Annotated in this window: 16 protein-coding genes, 3 tRNA genes and 1 pseudogene; 9 read left to right on the top strand and 11 right to left on the bottom strand. The window is 73.0% G+C overall.

Annotated elements, in window-relative coordinates; all coding sequences use genetic code 11:
* The first annotated feature begins 84 nt into the window (after positions 1–84).
* From BJ961_RS29150 to BJ961_RS29140, 3 genes and pseudogenes are all read left to right on the top strand, one after another.
* Positions 85–1350: an NAD(P)/FAD-dependent oxidoreductase gene (locus BJ961_RS29150; RefSeq protein ID WP_271415770.1), complete on the top strand. Its 1266-nt coding sequence runs from the start codon at positions 85–87 to the stop codon at positions 1348–1350.
* Between the two features lie 70 nt (positions 1351–1420).
* Positions 1421–3346 carry a DNA primase gene (gene dnaG, locus BJ961_RS29145; protein WP_271415769.1) on the top strand — a complete coding sequence of 642 codons (1926 nt, stop codon included), beginning with the start codon at positions 1421–1423 and terminating at the stop codon, positions 3344–3346.
* A gap of 81 nt (positions 3347–3427) precedes the next feature.
* Positions 3428–4659: pseudogene (locus BJ961_RS29140) on the top strand (RNA polymerase sigma factor).
* Positions 4660–4708: 49 nt separating this feature from the next.
* Here the strand turns inward: BJ961_RS29140 and BJ961_RS29135 are convergent.
* The 4 genes from BJ961_RS29135 to BJ961_RS29120 all read right to left on the bottom strand — a co-directional run bounded on the left by BJ961_RS29135 (position 4709) and on the right by BJ961_RS29120 (position 10372).
* Positions 4709–6640, bottom strand: coding sequence for an ABC transporter ATP-binding protein (locus tag BJ961_RS29135; protein WP_271415768.1), 1932 nt, complete (start codon positions 6638–6640; stop codon positions 4709–4711).
* Positions 6640–8373, bottom strand: coding sequence for an ABC transporter ATP-binding protein (locus BJ961_RS29130; protein WP_271415767.1), 1734 nt, complete (start codon positions 8371–8373; stop codon positions 6640–6642). The genes BJ961_RS29135 and BJ961_RS29130 overlap by 1 nt, the downstream gene beginning before the upstream one ends.
* A gap of 153 nt (positions 8374–8526) precedes the next feature.
* Positions 8527–9981: a xylulokinase gene (locus BJ961_RS29125; RefSeq protein ID WP_271415766.1), complete on the bottom strand. Its 1455-nt coding sequence runs from the start codon at positions 9979–9981 to the stop codon at positions 8527–8529.
* An 85-nt stretch (positions 9982–10066) separates the two neighbouring features.
* Positions 10067–10372 carry a YtxH domain-containing protein gene (locus BJ961_RS29120; protein ID WP_271415765.1) on the bottom strand — a complete coding sequence of 102 codons (306 nt, stop codon included), beginning with the start codon at positions 10370–10372 and terminating at the stop codon, positions 10067–10069.
* 149 nt (positions 10373–10521) lie between these two features.
* Between BJ961_RS29120 and BJ961_RS29115 the strand changes: the two genes are divergently transcribed.
* The 3 genes from BJ961_RS29115 (at position 10522) to BJ961_RS29105 (ending at position 10936) form a co-directional block, all read left to right on the top strand.
* Positions 10522–10594: transfer RNA gene (locus BJ961_RS29115), tRNA-Asn, on the top strand.
* Positions 10595–10599: 5 nt separating this feature from the next.
* Positions 10600–10672: transfer RNA gene (locus BJ961_RS29110), tRNA-Asn, on the top strand.
* 187 nt (positions 10673–10859) lie between these two features.
* Positions 10860–10936 (top strand) — tRNA-Ile (locus BJ961_RS29105).
* Positions 10937–11097: 161 nt separating this feature from the next.
* Here the strand turns inward: BJ961_RS29105 and BJ961_RS29100 are convergent.
* Positions 11098–11622, bottom strand: a complete 525-nt coding sequence (locus BJ961_RS29100) for a hypothetical protein (protein ID WP_271415764.1) — start codon at positions 11620–11622, stop codon at positions 11098–11100.
* Positions 11623–11803: 181 nt separating this feature from the next.
* Between BJ961_RS29100 and BJ961_RS29095 the strand changes: the two genes are divergently transcribed.
* The 3 genes from BJ961_RS29095 to BJ961_RS29085 all read left to right on the top strand — a co-directional run bounded on the left by BJ961_RS29095 (position 11804) and on the right by BJ961_RS29085 (position 15728).
* Positions 11804–12256, top strand: a complete 453-nt coding sequence (locus tag BJ961_RS29095) for a hypothetical protein (protein ID WP_271415763.1) — start codon at positions 11804–11806, stop codon at positions 12254–12256.
* 67 nt (positions 12257–12323) lie between these two features.
* Entirely contained in the window at positions 12324–14585 is a 2262-nt protein-coding gene (locus BJ961_RS29090) for a DUF6571 family protein (protein WP_271415762.1), read from the top strand.
* 99 nt (positions 14586–14684) lie between these two features.
* On the top strand, positions 14685–15728 hold the full coding sequence (locus tag BJ961_RS29085; RefSeq protein WP_271415761.1) for a hypothetical protein: 1044 nt from the start codon (positions 14685–14687) through the stop codon (positions 15726–15728).
* Here the strand turns inward: BJ961_RS29085 and BJ961_RS29080 are convergent.
* The 6 genes from BJ961_RS29080 to BJ961_RS29055 all read right to left on the bottom strand — a co-directional run bounded on the left by BJ961_RS29080 (position 15725) and on the right by BJ961_RS29055 (position 24695).
* Positions 15725–15883: a hypothetical protein gene (locus BJ961_RS29080; RefSeq protein WP_271415760.1), complete on the bottom strand. Its 159-nt coding sequence runs from the start codon at positions 15881–15883 to the stop codon at positions 15725–15727. The two genes, BJ961_RS29085 and BJ961_RS29080, sit on opposite strands and share 4 nt — an antisense overlap.
* An 83-nt stretch (positions 15884–15966) precedes the next feature.
* The gene (locus BJ961_RS29075) at positions 15967–16647 is read right to left on the bottom strand and encodes an ANTAR domain-containing protein (RefSeq protein WP_271415759.1); all 681 of its coding nucleotides are present in this window, start codon (positions 16645–16647) and stop codon (positions 15967–15969) included.
* Between the two features lie 153 nt (positions 16648–16800).
* Positions 16801–18270: a sensor histidine kinase gene (locus BJ961_RS29070; RefSeq protein ID WP_271415758.1), complete on the bottom strand. Its 1470-nt coding sequence runs from the start codon at positions 18268–18270 to the stop codon at positions 16801–16803.
* A gap of 43 nt (positions 18271–18313) precedes the next feature.
* The gene (locus BJ961_RS29065) at positions 18314–19363 is read right to left on the bottom strand and encodes a rod shape-determining protein (protein ID WP_271415757.1); all 1050 of its coding nucleotides are present in this window, start codon (positions 19361–19363) and stop codon (positions 18314–18316) included.
* A gap of 236 nt (positions 19364–19599) precedes the next feature.
* Positions 19600–23670 carry an SAV_2336 N-terminal domain-related protein gene (locus BJ961_RS29060; protein WP_271415756.1) on the bottom strand — a complete coding sequence of 1357 codons (4071 nt, stop codon included), beginning with the start codon at positions 23668–23670 and terminating at the stop codon, positions 19600–19602.
* On the bottom strand, positions 23670–24695 hold the full coding sequence (locus BJ961_RS29055) for an AAA family ATPase (protein ID WP_271415755.1): 1026 nt from the start codon (positions 24693–24695) through the stop codon (positions 23670–23672). The genes BJ961_RS29060 and BJ961_RS29055 overlap by 1 nt, the downstream gene beginning before the upstream one ends.
* Positions 24696–24756 lie beyond the last annotated feature (61 nt).

Genomic DNA, 24756 nt, shown 5'->3' with positions numbered 1-24756 from the left:
CCTGATCGGGTCACTCCCCCTTCCCGCATTACGCCGCGTGCGGGACGCTCGCATGTGGCGGCACCCGGACGAGGAGGCAGACAAGTGGTCGACGCGGATCAGACATTCGTCATCGTCGGAGGCGGCCTGGCGGGCGCGAAGGCGGCCGAGACGCTCCGCACGGAGGGGTTCACCGGCCGGGTGATCCTCATCAGTGACGAACGCGACCACCCCTACGAGCGCCCGCCGCTGTCCAAGGGCTACCTCCTCGGCAAGGAGGAGCGCGACAGCGTCTTCGTGCACGAGCCCGCCTGGTACGCGCGCCACGACATCGAGCTGCACCTCGGCCAGACCGTCGTCGCGATCGACCGCGCCGCCAGGACCGTCCATTACGGCGACGACGGCACCCACGTCAGGTACGACAAGCTGCTCGTCGCCACCGGCTCAGAACCCCGCCGCCTCGACGTCCCCGGCACCGACCTGGCGGGCGTCCACCACCTGCGCCGCCTCGCCCACGCCGAGCGCCTCAAGGGCGTCCTCGCCTCCCTCGGCAGGGACAACGGCCACCTCGTGATCGCCGGCGCCGGCTGGATCGGCCTGGAGGTCGCCGCGGCGGCCCGCGAGTACGGGGCGGAGGTCACCGTCATCGAGCCGGGACCGACCCCGCTGCACGGCGCCCTCGGCCCCGAGCTGGGCGCCGTCTTCGCCGCGCTGCACGAGTCGCACGGCGTCCGCTTCCGCTTCGGCGTGAAGCTGACCGAGATCGTCGGCCAGGACGGCATGGTGCTCGCCGCCCGCACCGACGACGGCGACGAACACCCCGCGCACGACGTGCTCGCCGCGATCGGCGCCGCCCCGCGCACCGCGCTCGCCCAGGCCGCCGGACTGGAGATCGCCGACCGCGCCCACGGCGGCGGCATCGTCGTCGACGAGCAGCTGCGCACCTCCGACCCCGACATCTACGCCGCCGGTGACGTGGCCTCCTTCCACCACGCCCTCTTCGGCACCAGCCTGCGCGTGGAGCACTGGGCCAACGCACTCAACGGCGGCCCGGCCGCCGCCCGAGCGATGCTCGGCAGGGGCCTCGCCCACGACCGCGTGCCCTACTTCTTCACCGACCAGTACGACCTGGGCATGGAGTACTCCGGCTGGGCGCCCGCCGGCACGTACGACCAGGTGGTGATCCGCGGGGACGCGGCGAAGCGCGAGTTCATCGCCTTCTGGCTGAAGGACGGCCGGGTGCTGGCCGGGATGAACGTCAACGTGTGGGACGTCACGGAACCGATCCAGCGGCTGATCCGCTCGAAGACACCGGTGGACACGGAGGCGCTGGCCGACCCGCGGGTACCGCTGGAGAGCCTCGTCGCCTAGCTGCCGGTCCACGGCCGGGGGCCGATCACCGCGGCGCAGGAGTGCCGGCGCCGCACCGTAGACTTCACGCGTGGCAGGACGGATCAACGACGAGGACGTGAAGGCGGTACGGGACGCGGTCCCGATCGACGCCGTCGTCTCGGAGTACCTCCAGCTGCGCAACGCGGGCGGCGGCAACCTGAAGGGGCTGTGCCCGTTCCACGACGAGAAGTCGCCGTCCTTCCAGGTCAGTCCGAGCAAGGGGTTCTTCCACTGCTTCGGCTGCCAGGAGGGCGGCGACACCATCACGTTCGTGATGAAGATCGACCACCTCACCTTCTCGGAGGCGGTCGAGCGCCTGGCCGGACAGGCCGGCATCACGCTGCGCTACGAGGAGGGCGGGTACAACCCCTCCCACCAGCGCGGTGAGCGCATCCGCCTGGTCGAGGCCCACCAGGTCGCCGCCCGGTGGTACGCGGAGCAGCTCGCGAGCAGCCCCGAGGCGGACACCGGCCGCGCCTTCCTCGCCGACCGGGGGTTCGACCAGGGGGCCGCCGAGCACTTCTCCATCGGCTACAGCCCCCAGGGCTGGGACCACCTCACCCGCTTCCTGCGCGGCAAGGGCTTCAGCGACAAGGAGCTGCTCCTGTCCGGCCTCGCCCAGGAGGGCCGCCGCGGCCCCATCGACCGCTTCCGCGGCCGGCTGATGTGGCCCATCCGCGACATCGGCGGCGACGTCGTCGGCTTCGGCGCCCGCAAGCTCCACGAGTCGGACAACGGCCCGAAGTACCTGAACACCCCCGACACGGCGATCTACAAGAAGTCCCAGGTCCTCTACGGCATCGACCTCGCCAAGAAGGACATCGCGAAGGCCTCCCGCGCCGTGGTCGTCGAGGGCTACACCGACGTCATGGCCTGCCACCTCGCCGGAGTCACCACCGCCATCGCGACCTGCGGCACCGCCTTCGGCGGCGACCACATCAAGATCCTGCGCCGCCTCCTCATGGACAACGGCTCGGCCCGCGTGATCTTCACCTTCGACGGCGACGCGGCCGGCCAGAAGGCGGCCCTGCGCGCCTTCGAGGACGACCAGAAGTTCGCCGCCGAGACCTACATCGCCGTCGCCCCCGACGGCATGGACCCCTGCGACCTGCGCCTGGCCAAGGGCGACGAGGCGGTCGCCGACCTGGTCGAGCCGCGCACCCCGCTCTTCGAGTTCGCGCTGCGCCAGATCGTCTCCCGCTACGACCTGGACACCCCGGCCGGCCGGGCCTCCGCGCTGGACGAGGCCGCCCCGGTCGTCGCCCGGATCAAGAACAGCGGCGCCCAGCACGAGGTCGCCGTGCAGCTCGCCGGGATGCTCGGCATCCTCGACACCCAGTTCGTGGTCAAGCGGATCTCCCAGCTCGCCCGCTGGGCCCGCGACCGCGGCGGCAAGGGTCCCGCCCCCGACCAGCACCGGCGCGGCAGCGGCCCGCAGCAGCAGGCCGGACCCGCCCGGCCGCACCCCCGGGGCCCCGCCCTCAACCTCCGCAACCCGGTCTTCGCCACCGAACGCGAGCTGCTCAAGCTCGCCCTCCAGCGCCCCGAGCTGGTCTCCCCGGCCTTCGACGCGTACGGCGTCGACGAGTTCACCGCCGCGCCCTACGCCGCCGTACGCGAGGCGATCATGGAGGCGGGCGGCGCCGAGCTCGGCGTCCAGGACCCGCAGGACTACCTGGTCCGGGTCCGCGAGGCCGCCCCCGACGACACCGTCCGCGCCACGGTCACCGAACTCGCGGTCGAGGCGATCATGCTGCACCGGGGAGTGAAGGGCGTCGACGACGTCTACGCCGGCGCCCAGCTCGTCACCGTCCGCCGCCGCGCCGTCGAACGCCGCATCCGCGACATCACCGGCCGCCTCACCCGCCTCTCCGGCCACGGCGACCCCGCCGAACTGGTGGCCGTGCAGAACGAGCTGTGGGTCCTCCAGCAGTACGACCAGACCCTGCGCGAACACGGCGCCGCGGCCCTCTAGCACCGGCGTCGGAACACCCGCGGACAACCCGTCGGTCACGGACCGGACGCAAAAAGTCACCGCACGCCCCTCGTGGCGGCGATGTGTCGTACCCCACACTGGGGGCGGTGCCTGAGCGCCCGCGTACGGGGCGGACCACGGCGAGTGAGCCGGCTCCGCCCCCGAAGTACCGCCGCCGGTCCCCGCCGGCCGCGTCCATCCTGGAGGTCGCCCCCGTGCAGACCCAGACCCTCACCCCGTCCGACACCGCTACCGGCGGCGCGGAGCCGGACGCCGAGCGCGGCCTGCTCGTCGCGATGCCCGCGCAGCCCGGTGCCGGACCGGCCCCGCACCACCCAGGCGGCCCCGTGGACGCCCCCGAGCCCGCAGAACCGCCGCCACCCACCCGTACCGAGACCGGCGGCCCCTCCTCCGACCTGTTCCGGCAGTACCTGCGCGAGATCGGACGGATCCCGCTGCTCACCGCGGCCGAGGAGGTCGACCTCGCCCGGCGCGTGGAGGCCGGGCTGTTCGCCGAGGACAAGCTGCGGCGCACCCCCGACCTGGACAGCCGCCTCGCCCTCGACCTCGACCGGCTGGTCGTCATCGGCCGCCTCGCCAAGCGCCGCCTGATCGAGGCCAACCTGCGGCTCGTGGTGTCGGTGGCCAAGCGGTACGTCGGGCGCGGGCTGACCATGCTCGACCTGGTCCAGGAGGGGAACCTGGGGCTGATCCGCGCGGTCGAGAAGTTCGACTACGCCCGGGGCTACAAGTTCTCCACCTACGCCACCTGGTGGATCCGCCAGGCCATGTCCCGCGCCCTGGCCGACCAGGCCCGCACCATCCGCGTCCCCGTCCACGTCGTGGAACTGATCAACCGGGTCGTCCGCGTCCAGCGCCGCATGCTCCAGGAACGCGGCTACGAGCCGACCCCGCAGGAGGTCGCCGCCCACCTGGAGCTGCCGCCCGAGCGCGTCGGCGAGGTGCTGCGCCTGGCCCAGGAACCGGTGTCGCTGCACGCGCCGGTCGGCGAGGAGGACGACGTCGCCCTCGGCGACCTGATCGAGGACGGCGACGCCGCCAGCCCCGTCGAGTCGGCCGCGTTCCTGCTGCTGCGCCAGCACCTGGACGCGGTGCTCTCCACCCTCGGCGAACGCGAGCGCAAGGTCGTCCAGCTCCGCTACGGCCTGGTCGACGGCCGCCCCCGCACCCTGGAGGAGATAGGCCGCCTCTTCGGCGTCACCCGCGAACGCATCCGCCAGATCGAGTCCAAGACCCTCGGCAAACTCCGCGACCACGCCTACGCGGACCAGCTGAGGGGCTACCTGGACTGAGCCGGAGGTGCCGCCCGCCGCGGCGGCACCCCCGACGCCGTACGGCCCGTCAGTCCACCTCGGCCACGGCCTGCGCGAACTGCGCCTGGTACAGCCGGGCGTACGCGCCGTCGGCCGCGAGCAGCTCGGAGTGCGCTCCCTGCTCGACGATCGACCCGTTCTCCATCACCAGGATCGTGTCCGCGTCCCGGATCGTCGACAGCCGGTGCGCGATCACGAACGACGTCCGCCCGTGCGCCAGCTTCGCCATCGCCTTCTGGATCAGCACCTCGGTGCGCGTGTCCACGGACGACGTCGCCTCGTCCAGCACCAGGATCACCGGGTCGGACAGGAACGCCCGCGCGATGGTGATGAGCTGCTTCTCGCCCGCGCTCACCCCCGTGCCCTCGTCGTCGATCACCGTGTCGTAGCCGTCGGGCAGCGTCCGTACGAACCGGTCGACGTGCGCGGCCCGCGCGGCCTCCTCGATCTCCCCGCGGGTGACCTCCCGCGACGCCCCGTACGCGATGTTCTCCGCGATGGTGCCGCCGAACAGCCAGGTGTCCTGGAGCACCATGCCGATGCCGGCCCGCAGCTCGTCCCGGGACATCTTCGCTATGTCGACGCCGTCCAGGGCGATCCGCCCGCCGGACACCTCGTAGAACCGCATCAGCAGATTGACCAGGGTCGTCTTGCCGGCCCCCGTCGGGCCGACGATGGCGACCGTGTGGCCGGGCTCCACCTTCAGCGACAGGTCCTCGATCAGCGGCTTCTCCGGGTCGTACCGGAAGGAGACGTGCTCCAGCTCCACCCGCCCGCGCAGGTCCTCCGGCCGGGCGCCCGGGATCGGGTCCGCCGACTGCTCCTCGGCGTCGAGCAGCTCGAAGATCCGCTCCGCCGACGCCACGCCCGACTGCACCAGGTTCGCCATCGACGCGACCTGCGTCAGCGGCATCGAGAACTGCCGGGAGTACTGGATGAAGGCCTGCACGTCGCCGATGGACAGCGTGCCCGAGGCGACCCGCAGACCGCCGACCACCGCGACCAGCACGTAGTTCAGATTGGACACGAACATCATCAGCGGCTGCATGATCCCGCTGTTGAACTGCGCCTTGAACCCGGCCTCGTACAGTGCGTCGTTCTGCTCGGCGAACTGCTTCGCCGACTCCTCCTGCCGCCCGAACACCTTCACCAGCGCGTGCCCGGTGTACATCTCCTCGATGTGCGCGTTCAGCTGCCCCGTGGAGCGCCACTGCTGCACGAACTGCGGCTGCGACCGCTTGCCCACCCGCGTCGCCACCACGAACGACAGCGGCACGGTCACCAGCGCTACCAGCGCCAGGATCCAGGACACGTAGAACATCATCGCCAGCACGCCGATGATGGTGAGCAGCGAGTTGATCAGCTGGCCCATCGACTGCTGGAGGGTCTGCTGGATGTTGTCGATGTCGTTGGTGGCGCGGCTGAGCACCTCGCCGCGCTGGCGGGTGTCGAAGTACGACAGCGGCAGCCGGGACAGCTTCGTCTGCACGTCCTCGCGCAGCCGGAACATCGTCCGGTTCACCGCCCGGTTCACCAGCCGGGTGGCCACCGCCATCAGCAGCCCGGCCACGGCGAACGTCGCCAGCGCGAGGAGCAGCACCTCGCCGACCGCACCGAAGTCGATGCCCCGGCCCGGCGTGAAGTCCGTGCTGCGGAGCATGTCGGCGACGTTGCCGTCACCGCGCTCCCGCATGGAGTCCAGGACCTGCTCCTTCGTGGCGCCGGACGGCATGTCCCGCCCGACGATGCCCGCGAAGACCAGGTCGGTGGCCCGGCCGAGGATCTTCGGCCCGACCACGTTGAGGCCGACGCTGACCACCACGCACGCCAGCAGCGTGAACAGCGTGGCCCGTTCCGGCCGGAACTGGGCGACGAGCCGTTTGCTCGACCCCTTGAAGTCCATGGAACGCTGGTCGGGGCGGCCCGCCCCGGCCATCATGCGACCCGCAGGCCCGGCCATCAGGCGGCCTCCGCTTCCGTCAGCTGGGAGAGCACGATCTCCCGGTAGGTCTCGTTGTCCGCCATCAGCTCGTGGTGCCGGCCCACACCGACCACCCGCCCCTCGTCCAGCACGATGATCCGGTCCGCGTCCCGGATGGTCGCCACCCGCTGCGCGACGATCACCACGGTCGCCTCGGCCGTCTCCCGGCCCAGCGCGGCCCGCAGCGCCGCGTCGGTGGCGTAGTCGAGGGCGGAGAAGGAGTCGTCGAAGAGGTAGATCTCCGGGCGCTGGACCAGCGTCCGGGCGATGGCGATCCGCTGGCGCTGACCGCCCGACACGTTCGTGCCGCCCTGCGCGATCGGCGCGTCGAGCCCGCCCTCCAGCTCGGCGACGAACTCCTTGGCCTGCGCCACCTCCAGCGCGTGCCACAGCTCCTCGTCGGTGGCGGCCGGATTGCCGTAGCGCAGATTCGTCGCGACGGTGCCCGCGAACAGGTACGGCTTCTGCGGGACCAGGCTCACCACCTCGGCCAGCGTCTTCGGGGCCACGGTCCGCACGTCCACCCCGTTGACCAGGACCTCCCCGTCGGTGGCGTCGAAGAGCCGGGGGACCAGGCCCAGCAGGGTCGACTTGCCGCTGCCGGTCGAGCCGATGACGGCGGTCGTCTCGCCCGGCTTGGCCACCAGCTCGATGTTGCGCAGCACCGGCTCCTCCGCGCCGGGATAGCGGAAGCCCGCGCCCCGGATCTCCAGATGCCCGTGCCGGCGCAACCGGGTGACCGGTGCCACCGGCGGCACCACACTGCTCTCGGTCTCCAGGACCTCCTGGATGCGCTCGGCGCACACCTCCGCACGCGGCACCATCATGAACATGAAGGTGGCCATCATCACGGACATGACGATCTGCATCAGGTAGGCGAGGAACGCCGTCAGGTCGCCGATCTGCATCCCGCCGCTGTCGATCCGGTGGGCGCCGAACCACACCACCGCGATCGACGACAGGTTCACCACCGTCATGACCACCGGGAACATCAGCGCCAGCAGGTTGCCGGTGCCCAGCGCCACCTCGGTGAGGTCGGCGTTGGCCTTCCTGAAGCGCTGCTGCTCGTACTCGTCGCGCACGAAGGCGCGGATGACGCGGTTGCCGGTGATCTGCTCGCGCAGCACCCGGTTCACCGTGTCCAGCCGCACCTGCATGGCCCGGAACAGCGGGCGCAGCTTCCGCACGATCAGCGTGACGCAGACCGCCAGCACCGGCACCACCCCGACGAGCACCCCGGACAGCGGCACGTCCAGGCCGAGCGCCATCACGATGCCGCCCACGCACATGATCGGCGCCGACACCATCAGCGTGAACGTCATCAGGGCCAGCATCTGGACCTGCTGCACGTCGTTGGTCGTCCGGGTGATCAGCGAGGGGGCGCCGAAGTCGCCCACCTCGCGCGCCGAGAAGGACTGCACCCGGTCGAAGACGGCACCCCGTACGTCCCGGCCGAGGGCGGCGGCCGTGCGCGCGCCGTAGAAGACCGCGCCGATGTTGCACACCACCTGGGCCAGCGAGATGCCGATCATCAGGGCGCCGTAGCTCAGGATGTAGCCCGAGTCACCCTTCACGACACCGTCGTCGATGATGTCCGCGTTCAGGGTCGGCAGGTACAGGGAGGCGCAGGTCTGCAGGAACTGCAGCGCCACCAGCAGGGCGATGGGTTTCTTGTAGGGCCTGAGACAGGTCCGCAGGAGTCGTATGAGCACCGTGGGTCTCTCGGAGTCGGCGAAAGGGGCGGCGGTTGGTTGCCCCTGGCCCCTATCGTCGAACACTCCACCCGCGTTACCTCAACCGAATTAACCCAAGAGCGCGGCAAATTCCGGCCTACGAGGGGTGCGGCCCGCCCGCGCGGGCCGAGGTCACCCGCGCAGCGCCCCCGGATGCGTCTGCTCCCGCACCGCCACGAACTGCTGGCGCACCGCCTGCCCCACCGCCAGCTCCTCGCCCGGCTCCAGCACCTGCGCCACCGCGCCCTGCCAGACCGGGGGAGTGCGCGGGTCCAGCACGCCCTGGGAGACGCCCAGCGCCCAGGCCGCCTGCCGGGCCGAGCCGATCGCCGCGTAGTCCGCGGGCTGCGGCACGACGACCTGCGTCCCGAACAGCGCCGGCGCCGCCGCCTGCACCGCGGGCAGCTCGGCCGCCGCGCCCAGCAGGAACACCCGGCGTACGTCCACGCCCCGGCCGCGCAGCACGTCCAGGGCGTCGGCGAGACCGCACAGCATGCCCTCGAACGCGGCCCGCGCCAGGTGCTCCGGCCTCATCGACTCGCGCCGCAGACCGGCCAGCGTCCCGGCGGTGTGCGGCAGGTTCGGCGTCCGCTCGCCCTCCAGGTAGGGCAGCAGCACCAGCCCGTGCGACCCGGGTGTCGACTTCATCGCCAGCTCGGACAGGCCCTCCAGGTCCGCCGCGCCCAGCAGTTCGGCGGCGCCGCGCAGGGTCCGTACGGCGTTCAGGGTGGTGACGACCGGCAGGTGCATGCCGGTGGCGTCGGCGAGGGCGGTGATCATGCCGGACTGGTCGACGAGCGGCTCGTTGTGCACGGCCATCACGGACCCGGACGCGCCCAGCGACACCACCGCGTCGCCGAGGCCGATCCCCAGTCCGAAGGCGGCGGCCTGGGTCTCGCCGGTCCCGGCGGAGATCAGCAGCCCCTCCGGCGTCGTACCGGCGGCCTCGGCCGGGCCGATCACCTCGGGCAGCATCACCTGGTGGCCGAGCGCCAGCTCGACCAGGTCGGGCCGGTAGCCGCCGGTCGCCGCCGACCAGTAGCCGGTGCCGGACGCCCCGCCCCGGTCCGTGGTCCGCCGCGCCGGCCGCCCGAGCAGCTGCCACACCAGCCAGTCGTGGGCCTGGAGCAGGACGGCGGTGCGCGCGGCGGCCTCCGGTTCGGCCCGCGCCAGCCAGCGCAGCTTCGTCACCGGCTGCGCGGTCTGCGGCACCGAACCCACGGCCTGCGCCCACGCCTCGCGGCCGCCGAGCGCGTCGATCAGGTCGGCCGCCGCCACCTGGGAGCGCCGGTCGCCGCCGACCAGGGCCGGACGCACGGTGTTGCCCTGCGCGTCCAGCGGCACGACCGAGTTGGCCTGCGCCGACACGCCGATGGCCTGCACGCCCTCAAGGAGGCCGCCGCCGGCCGCCTCCCCGAGGGACAGCAGCCAGGCCTGCGGATCGACGTCCGCGGGACGGCCCCCGCCCTCGGGGCTCTCCAGCGGGTGCGGCGCGTAGCCCTGGCGCAGCACGGCACCCGTGTCCGAATCGCAGACGACGATACGAGTGAAATCGGGCGAACTGTCCAACCCGGCGACTATCCCCATACCCGAAATTCTGCCGCACCGAGGCGGTGACCGTACCCGGTGGGGGCACAGGGTCCGGCGGGCGGCCGGGACCCCGGGTGCCCCCTCAGGTGTTGCTGGTGCCCCAGTCGTCCGGGCCGCTGCCGTTCGTACCGCGTTCCCGCAGCGAGCGGACCCGGTGGGCCACCGAGTCGGGCATCCGGTCACCGACCTTGTCGCTCACCACGTGGTACGCCTTGTCGGCGAAGTGCCTGCCCTGCTGGGCCGCCGACTCGGCGGTGTTGCGCACGGCCGGGTTCTGCGCGACCTGCCGCGCGGACTTCCGCAACTGCTCGTAGCGCTCCCGCCCGGCCTTGGTGCCGAGCACGTAACCCACCGCTACTCCGACGACGAACGTGAGCCGGTAACGCATGTCGGCCACCCTTCCCTTCACTGGCTCCGGGGTGCTGGCGAGTACCGATTGGCGGAGCACCCCCCTGCTTGCGCTAATGTATGTGTCGCAGCGAGCGCGCGCCCCCTGGCGAATACCCAGGCAGACGCGTTCGATGCGACACGAGACCTTCCTCGGTAGCTCAATTGGCAGAGCAGCCGGCTGTTAACCGGCAGGTTACTGGTTCGAGTCCAGTCCGAGGAGCTCGGTCCTCCGTAGCTCAATTGGCAGAGCAGCCGGCTGTTAACCGGCAGGTTACTGGTTCGAGTCCAGTCGGGGGAGCACGGTGAACGAGGGCCCTCAGGGGCCCTTTTTCATGTCCGCCCCCCGCCCGGGAACCATGCGGCACGCTGCGGAGTCCTCAAGGTCATGAAGGCAGCCGTGGAAGCCGACCATCCGAGGCAGCAGATCGTATGAGCGGCTATGCTGCGGCAGACGGCGCGCACACATGTACGCGACACGCCGCTATGGGGCGGTAGCTCAGCCGGTTAGAGCAGCGGACTCATAATCCGCCGGCCGTGGGTTCGAGTCCCACCCGCCCCACCATGGCCTCTCGGCCGCAGGAACGTTTTTCACTTGCGTGTCCGCTCGAAACATCGCCGGGCGCGGAGTCCCTCGACCGTCGTCGGCCCGCGGCCCTCCCCTCGAAGCGGCGTGGGGCGATCGGTGCCGGAGGCTCACCGGGCACCTCGGGGCGGGGCGGGGTCTCATCGGGAGGTGGGGCAGGCGTCGTCGTCGATGCCGATGCTGACGAACTCGTAGCCCCTCGCCGACTTTCGCTTGGCGGCCGTGACGTCGAGGCAGAAGGAGGCGTCCGTGCCGTCGGCGGTGACCGTGTAGTCGGCCTGTTCCAGGCCCCCGTCGATCAGGCCGGAATCCGCCGGTTCAGAGGCGAGCGAGACGGTCGGCGCGGCCTTGGAACCACCGCCGTGTCTGGCGATGGCGGCCTCCAGGACGTCCTCGAACGCGGTGCCCCCGGGCCCGAACTCGGACTCGCGTGACAGTTCGGCCGTGGCGTCGGTCACAGCGGACCGCAGTTCGCTCCCCTCCCAGCCGTCGCTGCTGCTGAGAAGGTCCGGATGACGGATCAGGTAGACGCCGCCGACGACGAGCAACAGGGAGCCGACTATGAGTGCGCGGCCGACGGGGCTGTGCGGGTTGTAGACGTAGCGGTTCGTGCCCCATTTGCTGCGGATGAATGGGCGGTCCGCGTCATCGTCGCCGGTGGTCATGACGGCATTCTGGACGCCGGAGGCCCCTCGTGGCCAGGAAGGGGAACCTGGCGCACCGGGCGCAGGTCCTGCCTCTGAGGGGCGCCGCGTCAGGGGCTGACGGACGCCGGCAGCCGGACGACGGAGCCGGTCAACCCGGATGACAAATGGATCACCCGATTGGTTACAGTGGCCGTTGGTCATGGCCGAAAACTTCACGGGGGCGAAGAACGTGGCTTGGGGCGAACAGGACCGGAGCGAAGCCGACTCGGGTACGCGGACGCGGCTGAATCAACTGGCTCCCGCGGGTGGCGGCGGGTCTCTCCCCGACCTGGCGTCGTCACCCGCGCAGAAGAAGGCCGCGGCCAAAGCCATCGAGGAGCATCTCGAGCCCGACACCAAGAAGGCCGGCGACACGGCCGAGGAGGACACGGGCGCCGCGGTCAGGGAGTTCAGCGGCAAGGACGGGGAAGGCTGGGACACCTCGGCGGCGCTGAAGAAGGCGCACGAGGCGTGGGAGAAGCAGGTCAAGGCCCTGATGGACAGGCTGGCATCGGAGAAGGGCGCCCTGCGCCAGACCTCGCTCCTGTTCCAGAACAACGACCTCGGCATCGCCGCCCAGGTCCGTCGGTCCTCCGTGCTCGACACCCTCTGAGTCCGACGAGGCCAAGCCCGCCCATCCACCGGCTCCAGGGGGACCCGTGCCGACCTACCACGAAGTGATGACCACAGACCTGTCCAAGCTCACCACGGCCGCGGGCAAGTGGGACGACATGGCGGCCGAGTTCAAGAAGCTCGAAGCTCAGTACAGACGTGACGTGCACGGGATCACCTTGGGGCAGACGTGGCTCGGCGTGAGCGCGAACGCCGCGAACGGCCGGTTCACCGTGACGCTCAACGAGTACAAGGCCGCCCAGAAGGAGGCCAAGGCCATCGCCTCCCTGCTGCGCGACGCGCATACGCAGTTCGCCGACTTGCGGAACAAGGTGGAGAGCGTCCGCGACGACGCCGTCAAGGCCCGGATGAAGGTCTCCGAGCAGGGCTACGTCTCCTTCGACACCTCGCGGCTCAGCGAGGGCGAACGCACCGCCTATGTGCACGACCCCAGTTACCAGGAGTCCGCACGCAAGGCGGCAGGCGAGTGGAACCAGGCCATCACCGCGGCGGTCAAAGCGGTTTCCGATGCCGATGACGGCGTCCGGATCGCCCTGGAGGCGGTGGTCGTCGACGCCAACCCGATGGACGGCACCTTCAACGGCTTCAACGGCCAAGCGAAGGACGACGTTGAGGAGTACGAGGCGGAGCACGCGAAGGACATCGCCACCAGGATCAACGGCGGTGAGAAGGTCTCGGCGCAGGACCTGGCCGAACTCAAGCGATCGTTCCGGGACAACGCCGGCAGCAAGGAGTTCAGCCGGACCTTCCTCGACGGCCTCGGCGCATCCGGCACCCTCAAGTTCACCAACAGCCTGAACGACTTGGCGTACGGCGGCGACCCGGGCCGCAAGAAGGACTATCTGGGCCTTCAGAAGAGCCTCGCGAACACGCTCTCCGTCGCGACGCGGGACACCGGGTCCGAGTTCTACAAGAAGTTCCGTGACGACCTCCGGAAAGCGGGCGTCCAGAAGTTCGACCTGGACGTGGCCGGTGACAAGATCCCGGTCGGCACCGGTCACGGACAGCAGGTGCGCGGATATCAGAGCCTGATCACTCTCATGCAGCAGGGGGACGGGTACTCCGGCCGGTTCCTGGCGGACGTCGCCGACGACATCCGCGCCGCCGAGGACAAGAAGCAGGGGGGCGACCCGGACATCTGGGACCTGCGGGGACGGTTCGAGGGCAAGGAGGACGGCTGGTTCGCCAACGATCCCCTCGACGGTGTCCTCGGCATCATGTCCAGGGATCCGGAGACGGCCACCTCCTACCTGGACCCGGGGCCCGGCGACAAGAACGACAACCTCAAGTACCTGCTCACCGAGCGGGACTGGAACCACGTGGACACCAGCACCTGGACGGGGAACATCGAGAGGACCGGGAAGGACACCTTCGACCAGGATGTCCGTGCGGGGCTCGGACTCGCGCTGGAGGCGGGAACCACCGGGAACAGGCCCGGCGCCGAAGGGACGGAGTTCGGCCGGCACTCGGCCGAGCAGGCGCGCATCATGCACGACGCCGTCAACTACCTCGACTACGGGGCGGCCGACGGCAAGAGCGGTGAGGACAAGGACCACCCGCGCGTCGGCAAGGCGGACGAGTTGCTCGCGACCGACGAGTACGCGGCCGTACGCGAATCACTCGCCAACGCCCTGGCCGACTACTCGCCCGACATGGTGGACATCATCGACGGCGACGCGCCCGGAGGCAGGGCCGGCGAGAAGGACGCCTACGCTCAGGGCGACGACGACTCAAGGATCCAGAACAGCAGGAGCAGTCTGCTGCGCGTCATGCGGGGCGTCTCCGAGGCGGACGACGTCAGCAATTTCGAGCGGATGTACCAGGCACAGCAGGGGTACATGTCGCAGGAGCTGATGAACGGGGAGTTCACCAGCGACACCGCGGTCACCAACCAGGCACGCAAGGTCGGAGAGGTGACGGGCGCGCTCAACGCCGTCGGCGGCGACGTCAGGATGGACGTCCACGACGAGAAGATCAGCGACGCCACGGACAAGCGGTTCTACGGCTACCACCTCGGCGGTGGCCTGATCACCGGAATCCCGGTCATCGGCGACGGGGCCCAGCGTCTGGTGGACATCTCCCTCAACGAATGGCTCTCCGGCGTACAGGCGGAAGAGGGCTCGCTGTCCAAGGAAGAACTCAGCCGGGGCAACGACGTCGCCGAGGACAAGCTCGACGCCTACTTCGACAAGTGGGGCGAGGAGCGCCACATGAACCCCGACTGGACGGATGCGGCAGCGGGAGAGGCCGGGCAGAGCTACTACAAGGGCCGCGAGACAGCGTACGAAGCTCTGCGCTCACGCACCTGAGCTCAGCAGTCCCCGACGCAAGGAATCGGTAAGCACACGACCATGGGTACCCAGACGCGAAGGAAACGGCCGACGATCATCGGGGCCTGTGCTCTTGTCGTGATCGCCGTTCTCGTCTCCCTGTACTGCTGGTGGAACACGAACGTGCTGGGCGCGGAGTCCTTCTGCGACGGTCGGGTGGACTCCGGGGACGTGCGGCAGGCTCTCGACTCGCCCGGCCGGGTTTCCGAGGTGCTGGTCCGGGCCGCGTCGAGCGGGCCCGAGTTCGAGTGCTCCGTCGAACGGACCAGCCGTTTCGTCGGGGGCGAGGACCAGCGGCTGAGCCTGACGACCGCGGCCGAGAAGGGGGCCTTCCCCTTCACCACCGGCGTCTGGAAGAACCCGGCGGCCAGGTCCTACTTCAAGGACGGTGTCGCGGGGGCCGTGTCGGAGACAGGCGGCTACGTCGTGCTGCCCCGGGCCTGCTGGGAGACAGTGGGCGGGCTCCGGGGCAACCGGGTCGCCGGGCAGGGCGAGGGCACGGTGGCCGCTGTCGAGGCCACCGTGGAGCGGGGATCGGCCGACCGGGCGGGCCTGGCGCACCTGCTGAGGCAGACGGCCCGGAAGGTGGCCGAGGAGGCGGGCTGCGGCACGCCGGAGCAGGCTCGGAGCAGCGGCCTCTCCGCGCCCTCGGGCCCGCACGACACCGCTGCGCGGAGCGTGTGCGGCCTGCCCGGTTTCTCGCTTCCCGCGAACGCCCTCGTCAAGGGCGTGGCCGACGTGGGGCGGGAACAGGTGAACAGCGGCACCTCGCACACCTGGGCGTGCGACCTGGACCTCGCGGGGACGGGCAACGCCGGGGTGTCGTTCGTGGCGACGTCCGATGCCGCAGTCGTCGCCGCGGCGCTCCAGGATCCGGACGCCCTGAGGAAACTCCCCGGGAACACCGGCTCCGCGGCCACCGGACAGGCCGTTCTCCACTGCGAGGGCGGCGACACCTACTTCGGCGCCCGTTGGAACACCGGGTACGAGGGCGCTCTCCTGGACAGCACGCATCACTCCGCGGCGGAGTACGCCCAGGTCAGACGGGCCACATTCCAGAGTTTCCTGGACGCGGCCGCCGAATCCCGCGCCTGCCCGCGGGTGGACCTTTCCGCGGTTTAGGGGCCCCGTGTCTCCTCCGCGGATCCCTCCACGACGTCCTCGGTCCCGTCGTCGCGTTCGCCCTCGGCCTGGGACGGCGTGGTGTGCGGCACGTCCGGGGTGTCCGGCTCGTCGTCGCGTTCGCCCTCGGCCTGGGACGGGGTCGGCTCGCTCATCGTGGTACCTCCTCCTGCCGGGCGGGCGGGTCGCGCTCCGGGTACCCCGTCCCGGCCGCCGGCACCACCGGATGCGGGCCGGGTCAGCGTCCGAGGCGGGCCAGTGCCGTCCGCAGGGCCCTGCGCACCTCCGCAGGCGGGGGCGGTCCGTCGCTCTCGGCGCCCGCGGTGACGGCGGCGGCGACGTCGCGGAGCTTTGTGTTGGACAACTGGGACGTCTCGCGCAGGAGGTGCCACGCCTCGTCCGAGGTGCAGGCGTGCAGCGCCATCAGCACGCCCCGCGCCTGGTCGATGACGGGACGGGAGGCGATCGCCCGGCGCAGCTGGGCCACCTCCTCCTCGAGGACGTGCAGCCGCTCGGCGGGCGCCTCGGGGGTCTCGGGGGCGGGCCGGGGGTCCGGCCGGGGCCGGTGGACCGCGGTGTTCAGGGGGTCGGCGGGGTCCAGGCCGGCCAGTTCCAGGACGCGCAGCGGCTGGCCGTGCCAGTTCGTGGCCGTCACCGGCACCGCCTGCCGTCGGCCGTAGCCGCCGAGCTGGTCCAGGAAGCGCAGACCGGCCGTGTCCATGAACACCACGTGTCCCATGTCCAGGTTCACCCGGTCCACGTCGGCGGGCAGTTCGGCCAGCGCCTCGGCGAGGACGTCCGCGCACCCGTGGACGAGCTCTCCCCGTGGGACGAGCAGCGCCCGGCCCGCCTCCACCCGGCCCTCGACGGCCAGGGCGGCCGGCTCACCCGCCGGTCGTACTGGTGCCGCTGGGGTCATGTCACCGCCCTGTCCGTCCATTGCTTCGTTCCCCGACAGACGTCAGCGGCGTCGCACGGGCCTCGCCGGCCCCGCCGCTGCGGGTGCGCCTGCCCGCCGCCGAACGGAATACACCCGGCCGCGGGGAATGGCCAGGCCAAGGGTGGGTAATGTCTATCGCCGCTCACCGGTCCGGGCCCCCGCCGCGCCCGGGCCGAGCGGCGCCCACCAGCAGACCGTCGTCCCCCGGCCCTCCCTGCCGCCCCCGTCCTTCTCACCGTCGTCGAAGACCGTCAGACGTACCCCTTCCCGCCCCTGCGGCGACCGGGCGGGCGTGTCGACGACGACCTCGACGCGGGAGACGCCCGCGCGGGCGGACGCGTCGGTCAGGGCGCGGCGCAGGACGGTGAGGAGGCGGTCGGCGACCCGGTCGGGTACGCGGGTGTCGACGGCGCCCCGGAAGTGCGTGGACGGTGCGACGCCGAGCCGGGCGGCGGCGGACGCGGTCTCGCGCAGCACCCGGCCGCGCAGCCCCGTCGGCGGGTCGGCCGGGGGCTGCTGCAACGCGAAGATCGCGGTACGGACCTCCTGGACCGTGGACCGCAGCTCGTCCACCGCCCGGCCGAGGATGTCGCCCACGTCCCGCGCCCCCGGCCTCCGCTGCGTGGACTCCAGCATCAGACCGGTGGCGAACAGCCGCTGCACCACCAGGTCGTGCAGGTCCCGGGCGATGCGGTCACGGTCCTCGTACACCGCGAGCCGCTCCCTGCCGCGCCGGGCGTCGGCGAGCACGAGGGCGAGGGCCGCCTGGGAGGCGAACTGCGTCGCGAGCAGCCGTTCCACGTCCGTGTAGGGCGGCCCGCCGCGACGGCGGGGCAGGGCGAGGGTGCCGATCAGGCGGCCACCGGCCTGCAGCGGCAGCATCATGCTCGGCCCGAACCGGTGCCGCACGTGCGTGGTCATCCGCGGATCGGTCGCCGAGTCGGCGATGAACACCGGCTCGCCGCCGAGCAGTTGCTCCAGTACAGGACTGCCCGGTGCGATGGTCGCGCCGACGATGCCGTCCGGGTCGTCGGGCGTCGAGGCGGTCACGATCTCCATGCCGCCCTCGGCGGTCGGGTGCAGGATGACGCCCGCGGAGGCGCCGGCCAGCAGCCGGGCCCGTTCGGCGACCGTCGTCAGGGCGTCGTCGGCGCCCTCCTCGGTGAGCAGCGCGGTGGTGACGGCCGCCGCGCCCTCGATCCAGCGCTCGCGCTGCCGGGCCGTCTCGTGCAGCCGGGCGTTGCCGATCGAGATGCCGGCCTGCGTGGCCAGGACCCGCAGCAACTGCTCGTCCTCGGTCGTGAACGGGCCGGCTCCGGGCCGCCCGGTCAGCCGCAGCTCGCCGAACTCCGCGTCGTGCACGTGGACCGGCACCCGCAGCCGGGGCGCCGCCTCCGGCGCGGGGCCCGGGCCCGGGGTGCGGATCCCGGCGAGGCCCTCCACGTCGGGGCCGGTGAGGGCCAGGGCCGCGCAGCGGGCGCCGGTCAGTTCGGCGGCGCCGTCCACGATGCGCTGCAGGACGCCGCGCAGGCCCCGGTCGGTACCGGCCTCCAGGACGACTTCCAGCAGGCGGGTCAGTCGGGGCGCGGGGCGCGCGGTCATCCGTCCGGCTCCGTCGGCTTCCTCGGTTCCCGCGGGCGGCGGCTCAGTCCGCGGACGTCGGGTGCAGCACCAGCGGCTCGACCCGGCCCTCCAGCATGCTGCCGAGGCCCTGGACCGCGCACACGTCGGGCCGCTCCGCGATGTGCACCGGCATGCCCGTGGCCTGACGCAGCATCTGGTCGAAGCCCGGCAGCAGCGCGCTCCCGCCGACCATCATGATCCCGCGGTCGGCGAGGTCCGCGACCAGATCCGGCGGGCAGTCCCGCAGCACCTTGCCGATGCCGTCGAGCACGGCCGTCAGCGGCGTCTGGATCGCGTTGCGCACCGTGGCCGTGTCGACCCGCACACTGCGCGCGAGGCCGGTCGCCACGTCCCGCCCGTGGATCTCGGTGGTGGACGGCCCCTGCGGGGTCAGCCCGTTGCCGGACAGGGCGAGTTGCAGCGGGCGCACGGACTGGCTGGGAAGCACCAGTTCGTGCTGGTGGCGCAGGAGCTGCACGATCGCGTGGTCCACGGCCTCACCGCCCACCGGGATGCGTACGGCGGTCACGATCGAGCCGAGGGAGAGCACCGCGACCTGCGTGGCGTGCGCCCCGCACACCATGATCATGGTCGCCTCGGGCTGTTCCACGGGCAGTCCGCAGCCGACCGCCGCGGCGATCAGCGTGTCGACGAGTTCCACCCGGCGCGCGCCGAGCCCGACCAGCGTCTCGATCGCCGCCCGCTGGGACAGCGGGTCCGCGTCGTGCGGAGTGCAGACCGCGGCGCGCAGCCGGGGCTTGCGGCGCAGGGCCCGGCGGACCCGGTCGCCGAGCAGGTGCCGCAGCATGCGCTGGGCCATCTCGATGTCGACGACCGTGCCGCCGGAGACGGGCCGTACGACGCGGATGTAGCCCGGGGTGCGGCCGGTCATCTTCTCCGCGAACTCGCCGACCGCGATGAGCGCGCCGGTCCGGGTGTTGATCGCCGCGGCGGACGGCTGGTCGACGACGAGCCCGGCACCCTTCACGTACACGCGGGTCCGCGCCGCGCCCAGGTCGACGGCGAAGTGGCAGCGGCGCAGCGCCTCCAGGCTGGGGGTACTGGCGGTCATGGCGAATCCTCCCGAGAGCGCGGACCGTGCGGGGCCGTCCGGAGTCCGGCCTCTTGGGCATCCTGCGCGCCGCGGGGGAAGGGCGCCCCCTGGAGGGGGCCGGGCGGGGGGCCGCCGAACGGGCGGTGTGCGGGCGGTCTGCGGTCCCGGGCGGGCGCGCGCGGCGGACGCGGCTCCGGTACGAGGGGTACGCCGCCGTCCGCCTCGTCCGCTTCGTCTGCCGCCGTCCGCCGCGGTCAGCTCCCGCCGGCCCCGTCCGCCGGGCCCTCGCCCGGGGCGCCGGCGCCGGCGCCGTCGACCAGGCGGTACCAGCCGGTGTCGTCGGGCAGCGGCCGGAAGAGGTCCGGCGGGAAGGCGGGCCCGTCCTGGCCCTCCTCGCACACCTCGTCGTAGTAGAGGGAGTCCGAGAGGGCGACGACCGCCTGCGCGGGGGAGGCGTCCAGGACCGCGCCGACCGACTCCTCGGCGGCGCGGAAGGCCTGCTCCCCGGTGCCGTCCAGCCAGAACTCCGTCTGCCAGAACTCCGCCCGCAGCCGCCGGCCTCCCAGGTGCGGCAGCAGCCCGGGCAGACCCGCCACGGTCGCCCTCAGCAGCGGGGCGGCCTCGGCGCGCGGCGACAGCAGCACCAGCAGGCCGCCGTCGTCGTCCAGGAGCTGGTAGGAGGCGCCGTCCATGCCGCTGTCCGCCAGCAGGTCCGTGACCACGCCGTGCAGGGCCGCGCGGGCGTCGTGGTCGGCCGGGTTTCCCGGGCTGCGCGGGCTGCCCCGGCCCGCCGGCTCCGCGGCGAAGGCGTAGCGGGCGCAGCCACGGAAGGCGGTGTCGAGGTCGTCCTCCGGGTCGTCCGGCTCCCCGGCCGCCGGGCCGGGTCCTGGCTCCTCGTCCCGTTCGGGTTCCGGTTCCGGTCCCTCGTCCCGCAGCGCGTCCCGCCGCGCCGCGCGTTCCTCCCTCTCCTCCCGATCCTCCCTCGCCGCCCTGCGCTCGTGGGCCCGTGCCGTGTCGTGCTCCGCGTCGTCCGACAGCAGCGGCGTCCACAGACGGTCCTCGGTGGGGAAGGGGCCCTCCGGCAGCTCGTCCGGCGCGGCCACGACGGACTCGGTGCCGTCCGGGCCCTGGGGCCGCTCCTCGTACTCCGACCACGGCGCGTCGTCCACCGGCCCGGCGTGCTCCTCGCGCAGCTCTTGGCCCAGTGCCGTCAGGGCCGGACTGCGCCCCCCGGACAGCTCGTACTCCTCGTACACCTCCAGGGCCTCCTCGCCCCGGCCCTGGCGGCGCAGCGCGATCAGGTACAGGCGGCGGAAGTCCTCCCGGTGGGGGTGGGCCCGCAGCAGTCCGGACAGTTCGGTGGAGGCCCGGTCGTACTCGCCGAGGGCCAGGTCGAGTTCGGCGCGCTTGGTGTGCAGGGCGAGCCGCAGCCGCAGCAGGCGGGTGCGGGCGGTACGGGCGGCGGGACCGGGCACGTCCGCGAGGGGCTCGGTGCCGCGCCACAGCGCCAGCGCCTCGGTGAACAGGCGGTGGGCCTCGGCCGGCGCGTCCTGGAGACCGGCCGCGTCGGCGCGGCGCACCAGTTCGTCGCAGCGCACCAGGTCCAGGTCGTCGGCGCTGGTGTGCAGGGCGTAGCCGTGGGCGGACTTCGCGAGGACGCCCGGGCCCAGGACGTCCGCCAGGCGCGTCGCCAGCCGGGTCACCTCGGCCTTCGGGTTGCGGGGCTCGTCGCCCGGGTCCCACAAACCCCACCGCAGCTCCTCGTGCGTCACCGTGCGGCCGTGCTTGAGCAGCAGCATCGCCAGCAGCGCGCGCACGTCCGGGTCGGGGCGGGGCGGGGCGTCCAGAAGGTCGACGCGCAGCGGGCCCAGGGCACGGTACCGGCGCGGCGTGTACGCCTCCTTCGCCCGGGCCAGCAGCCGCGGGTCCGCGAGCAGTTCGAGCCCCCGGGCCTGCGCCGCCGACGAGGTGGACATCAGCTGGTCGAAGGCGTGCGCGTAGTGGATGCGCAGGTCGGCGGGGAGCCGGTCCAGGCGGCGGGAGTCGATCGGGGCGGTCGGGTGCGAGGCCCCCGAGGTCAGGTGCAGCATGAGGGCGCACAGACCCCTCAGGTCCGCGGAGCGACCCGCGGGGCCCGAGGCCCGTCCCGGTTCGAAGAGGCTGAGCCGGACCGTGCCGTCCGGCAGCAGGACCACCCGGGACGCCTCCAGACGTCCGTGCGCGACGCCCGCCCGGTGCAGGGCGGTGAGTGCCCGTGCCAGCTGCGCCCCCGCCGACACCGTCAGCGGCAACGGCAGCCGCCGTTCACCCGACCGGGTGAGGGCGCTCAGCGCCATGCCGTCGAGGTGCTCCATGACGACGTACGGCACGTCGTCCTCGATACCCGCGTCGAGGACGGTCACGACGTTCGGGTGGGCGATCCGCGTCAGGTGGCGCGCGTCCCGCAGGAACGCCCGGCGCGAGGCCGGGTCGGCGTCCGTGTCGTGCAGGCGGATCGCCACCGTCCGGTTCGCGGCCGTCCGGTCCGCCGTGGTGTCCTCCGCCAGCCACATCCTCCCGGCCGGCGCGAGCCGGCGCGTCGGCCGGTAGCGCGCGCCGAGGGCGGCCGGGAAGGGCGAGGGGGGCGAGGGGGGCGAGGGCCGCTCCCGCACGGCCAGCTGCCGGGCGCTCTCCTGGCTGATCGCGGCGAACGACTCGCTCGCGTCGGCCCGCTCGGTGCCCTCCCGGGACGGGATCAGCGCGCGGAACTCGCCGGGCGAGCGCCCCGCCCGTTCGTCGATCAGGCCGCCGGTGCGCAGCAGTAGTTCGTGTGTGCGGTTGCGGGCGGTGCGGGGCAGCCCGCGCAGCAGGAGGTCGCGCACGCCGGGGCGGAAGGCGTAGGAGCCGGGCGGCCCGGCGACCGCGGTGAGCAGTCCGCCGAGGATGACCTCGGCCAGGTGCTGGGGCCGCGGGTCGGGCTCGACCGCGGCCTGCACCAGCCGCATCACGGGCAGGTCGGGGCGCCCCAGCGCGAGGTGTCCGGCCAGCCGGTAGGCCTGTGGGGACGCGCTCGCGCGAAAGCGCAGGACGAGTTCCTCGGCGGACAGCCGCGCCGGGTCGGCACGGTCGTCGGCGTCGGCGGGCAGCGGGCGCCGCAGCGTGGCCGCCGCCCCCGGGTACCGGGTGCCGCCCGGGCTCGCGACCAGCGCGGCCCAGTTCGCCAGCCACTCGGGGCCCGGCTCCAGCACGGGCACGTGCACCGCCCGTCCGGGGTCCCGGGGCGCCCCGTCGTCGTAGGGGGTGAAGGCGAGCGAGGCGCTGGGCGCGGCCCGGTGCGGGGCCGACAGCCGGCCCGGCACCGGCGGCAGGGCGGTGTCCCGCCACAGCTGCTCGGGCAGCGGTTGCAGGACGGCCAGGGGCGTGCGGTGCGCCCAGCGGCGCAGGGTGGCGAACCAGCGGGTCCCGGCCCGCCCCTCGCGCCACTGCGGGCCCATGCAGTCGCTGATCAGCAGCGTGACCGTACGGCCGTCGGCGGGGACCTCGGCGCCGTCGCCGCGGACGGTGCCGTCGGGTTCCGCGCGGTGCAGGGCGACGGTGCGGAAGACACCCGACTGGGCCAGCGCGGCGTGCAGTTCGCGGACGAGGGGCTGCCAGACGGGCATCGTGGGACCCGCGTCGTGCACCAGGTGCAGGCGCAGCCACCGCTCCCGCACGGGGCGCAGTACGGGCAGCCAGTGCTCGGGGTCCGCACCCAGGCGCGCGATGCGGTCGGCGGTCGCGGACTCGTCCACCTCCCGGCCCACGGGCGCGTCGGTACGGCGCTTCAGCGGACGCAGGGCACGCTGCAGCGCCAGCGTGCGGCGCAGCATCGGCGGTGCGGGCGCGAGCAGGGCACTGTGCGGCTGGGCCGCCGAGGTGCCCGGGGCGGGGGCCGGGGAGGGCAGGCGCAGCGGGGTGCGGGGCGCCTCGGCCCGGTGCGGGGTCTTCGACGGGCGGTCGCCCCCGGACCGGCGGCCCTGCCACGGCTCCCCGTCCTCGTGCCGGTCCCGGTCGTCGTGCCGCTCTCCGTCCTCGTGCCGGTTCCGCTCCGCACCGTGCCGACGCCCCGGCTCCCGGTCCCGCTCCGGTGCGGCCCCCGGCGGTCCCTCGGGCCGGGCTGCGGACGCCGGGCCGTCCGGCGGGTCCTGCGCCGGGGGCTCCATGTGGCCGGCGAGCCACAGGAGTTCGGCCAGTTCGAGCGGGGTGGGACGGTCGCCGGAGGCCGCCGTCCTGCCGAGGATGCCGGCCAGGCGGGGCAGCGGAGGGGGCTCCGGTGGGCCGGTGCGGCCGGTGCGGTCGGCGGGCATCAGAAGGCGTCGGGCTGCGCGGACCTGCCCAGGTACGGCATCAGCTGCTCGGCCAGCTCGTCCAGGGAATCGGTGCCGAGGCCGGAGGAGCGGGCCAGGTAGATGGCGTTGAGCAACTGGTCCGTGGCCAGTTCGCCGCTGCCCACCCGGGACAGGAACCGGTGGATGAGCTGCTGCGCGTACCCGTCCGGCTCGCCCAGGTGGGCGCGGACGATCTCGGCGAGGTGGTCGTCGTCGGGCTGCCGCAGCCGCAGCGAGACGCAGCGGCGCAGGAACGCGGGCGGGAACTCGCGTTCGCCGTTGCTGGTGAGGACGACGAAGGGGAAGGCCTTGCAGCGGACCCGGCCGCGCTCCACCGGCACCCGCCGGTCGGTGCCGTCGATCAGCACCTCGGCCCGCCCGCCGGGGATCTGACGGGAGGCCCGGACGAGTTCCGGGATCTCGTACTGGCCCTCCTCCAGGACGTGCAGCAGGTCGTTCGGCAGGTCGAGGTCGCTCTTGTCGATCTCGTCGATGAGCAGGGCGCGCGGCCGGGCGTAGGGCAGCAGGGCGGTGCCGAGCGGGCCCAGCCGCAGGTGGTCCTCGACGCCCGGTGCCTCCGCCGCGGCGTCGTCCCGCTGCGGGGCGTGGCGGGCCGCGTACAGCCGGGAGAGCGGGTCGTAGGTGTAGAGGCCGTCGCCCAGCGTGCTGCGGCTGGTGATGTTCCACCTGAGGACCGGGCCGAGCCGCAGCTCACGGGCGACCGCGTAGGCCAGGGAGGACTTGCCGGTGCCGGGCGGGCCGGTGACCAGCAGCGGGCGCCGCAGGTACAGGGCCGCGTTGACCAGTTGCACCGTGTCCTCGGTGGCCTGGTAGGTCGCGGCGCGGTGGACGCGGTCGGGCGAGGCGGCCGGGGCCTCGCCGTCCGTGCCGGGCGGATCCAGTACGGGGCCGCCGTCGAAGTCCCGCCAGGGCGGGGGCGCGGGCAGCCGGGTGATGCCGTCGTGGGGGGCCGGCGCGCCGGTGTAGACGGGCCACAGGGGCATGGGTTCTTCTCTCCGAACGATCGGTACGGCGGTCGGTTCGTCGCGTGCACGGCGGGGGCGG

The organism is Streptomyces lienomycini (assembly GCF_027947595.1).
Classification (GTDB): domain Bacteria; phylum Actinomycetota; class Actinomycetes; order Streptomycetales; family Streptomycetaceae; genus Streptomyces; species Streptomyces lienomycini.
The sequence above is the reverse complement of the archived record's forward strand: the minus strand, read 5'-3'. Positions and strand labels throughout refer to the sequence as shown.

Bases quoted from the DNA above. Each gene is read 5' to 3' on its own strand.
- BJ961_RS29135 (WP_271415768.1), bottom strand. From the start codon at position 6,640: ATGGCCGGGCCTGCGGGTCGCATGATGGCCGGGGCGGGCCGCCCCGAC.
- BJ961_RS29070 (WP_271415758.1), bottom strand. From the start codon at position 18,270: ATGACCGCGCGCCCCGCGCCCCGACTGACCCGCCTGCTGGAAGTCGTC.
- BJ961_RS29060 (WP_271415756.1), bottom strand. From the start codon at position 23,670: ATGCCCGCCGACCGCACCGGCCGCACCGGCCCACCGGAGCCCCCTCCG.
- BJ961_RS29120 (WP_271415765.1), bottom strand. From the start codon at position 10,372: ATGCGTTACCGGCTCACGTTCGTCGTCGGAGTAGCGGTGGGTTACGTG.
- BJ961_RS29100 (WP_271415764.1), bottom strand. From the start codon at position 11,622: ATGACCACCGGCGACGATGACGCGGACCGCCCATTCATCCGCAGCAAA.
- BJ961_RS29080 (WP_271415760.1), bottom strand. From the start codon at position 15,883: ATGAGCGAGCCGACCCCGTCCCAGGCCGAGGGCGAACGCGACGACGAG.
- BJ961_RS29055 (WP_271415755.1), bottom strand. From the start codon at position 24,695: ATGCCCCTGTGGCCCGTCTACACCGGCGCGCCGGCCCCCCACGACGGC.
- BJ961_RS29125 (WP_271415766.1), bottom strand. From the start codon at position 9,981: ATGGGGATAGTCGCCGGGTTGGACAGTTCGCCCGATTTCACTCGTATC.
- BJ961_RS29090 (WP_271415762.1), top strand. From the start codon at position 12,324: ATGACCACAGACCTGTCCAAGCTCACCACGGCCGCGGGCAAGTGGGAC.
- BJ961_RS29095 (WP_271415763.1), top strand. From the start codon at position 11,804: ATGGCCGAAAACTTCACGGGGGCGAAGAACGTGGCTTGGGGCGAACAG.
- BJ961_RS29065 (WP_271415757.1), bottom strand. From the start codon at position 19,363: ATGACCGCCAGTACCCCCAGCCTGGAGGCGCTGCGCCGCTGCCACTTC.
- BJ961_RS29075 (WP_271415759.1), bottom strand. From the start codon at position 16,647: ATGACCCCAGCGGCACCAGTACGACCGGCGGGTGAGCCGGCCGCCCTG.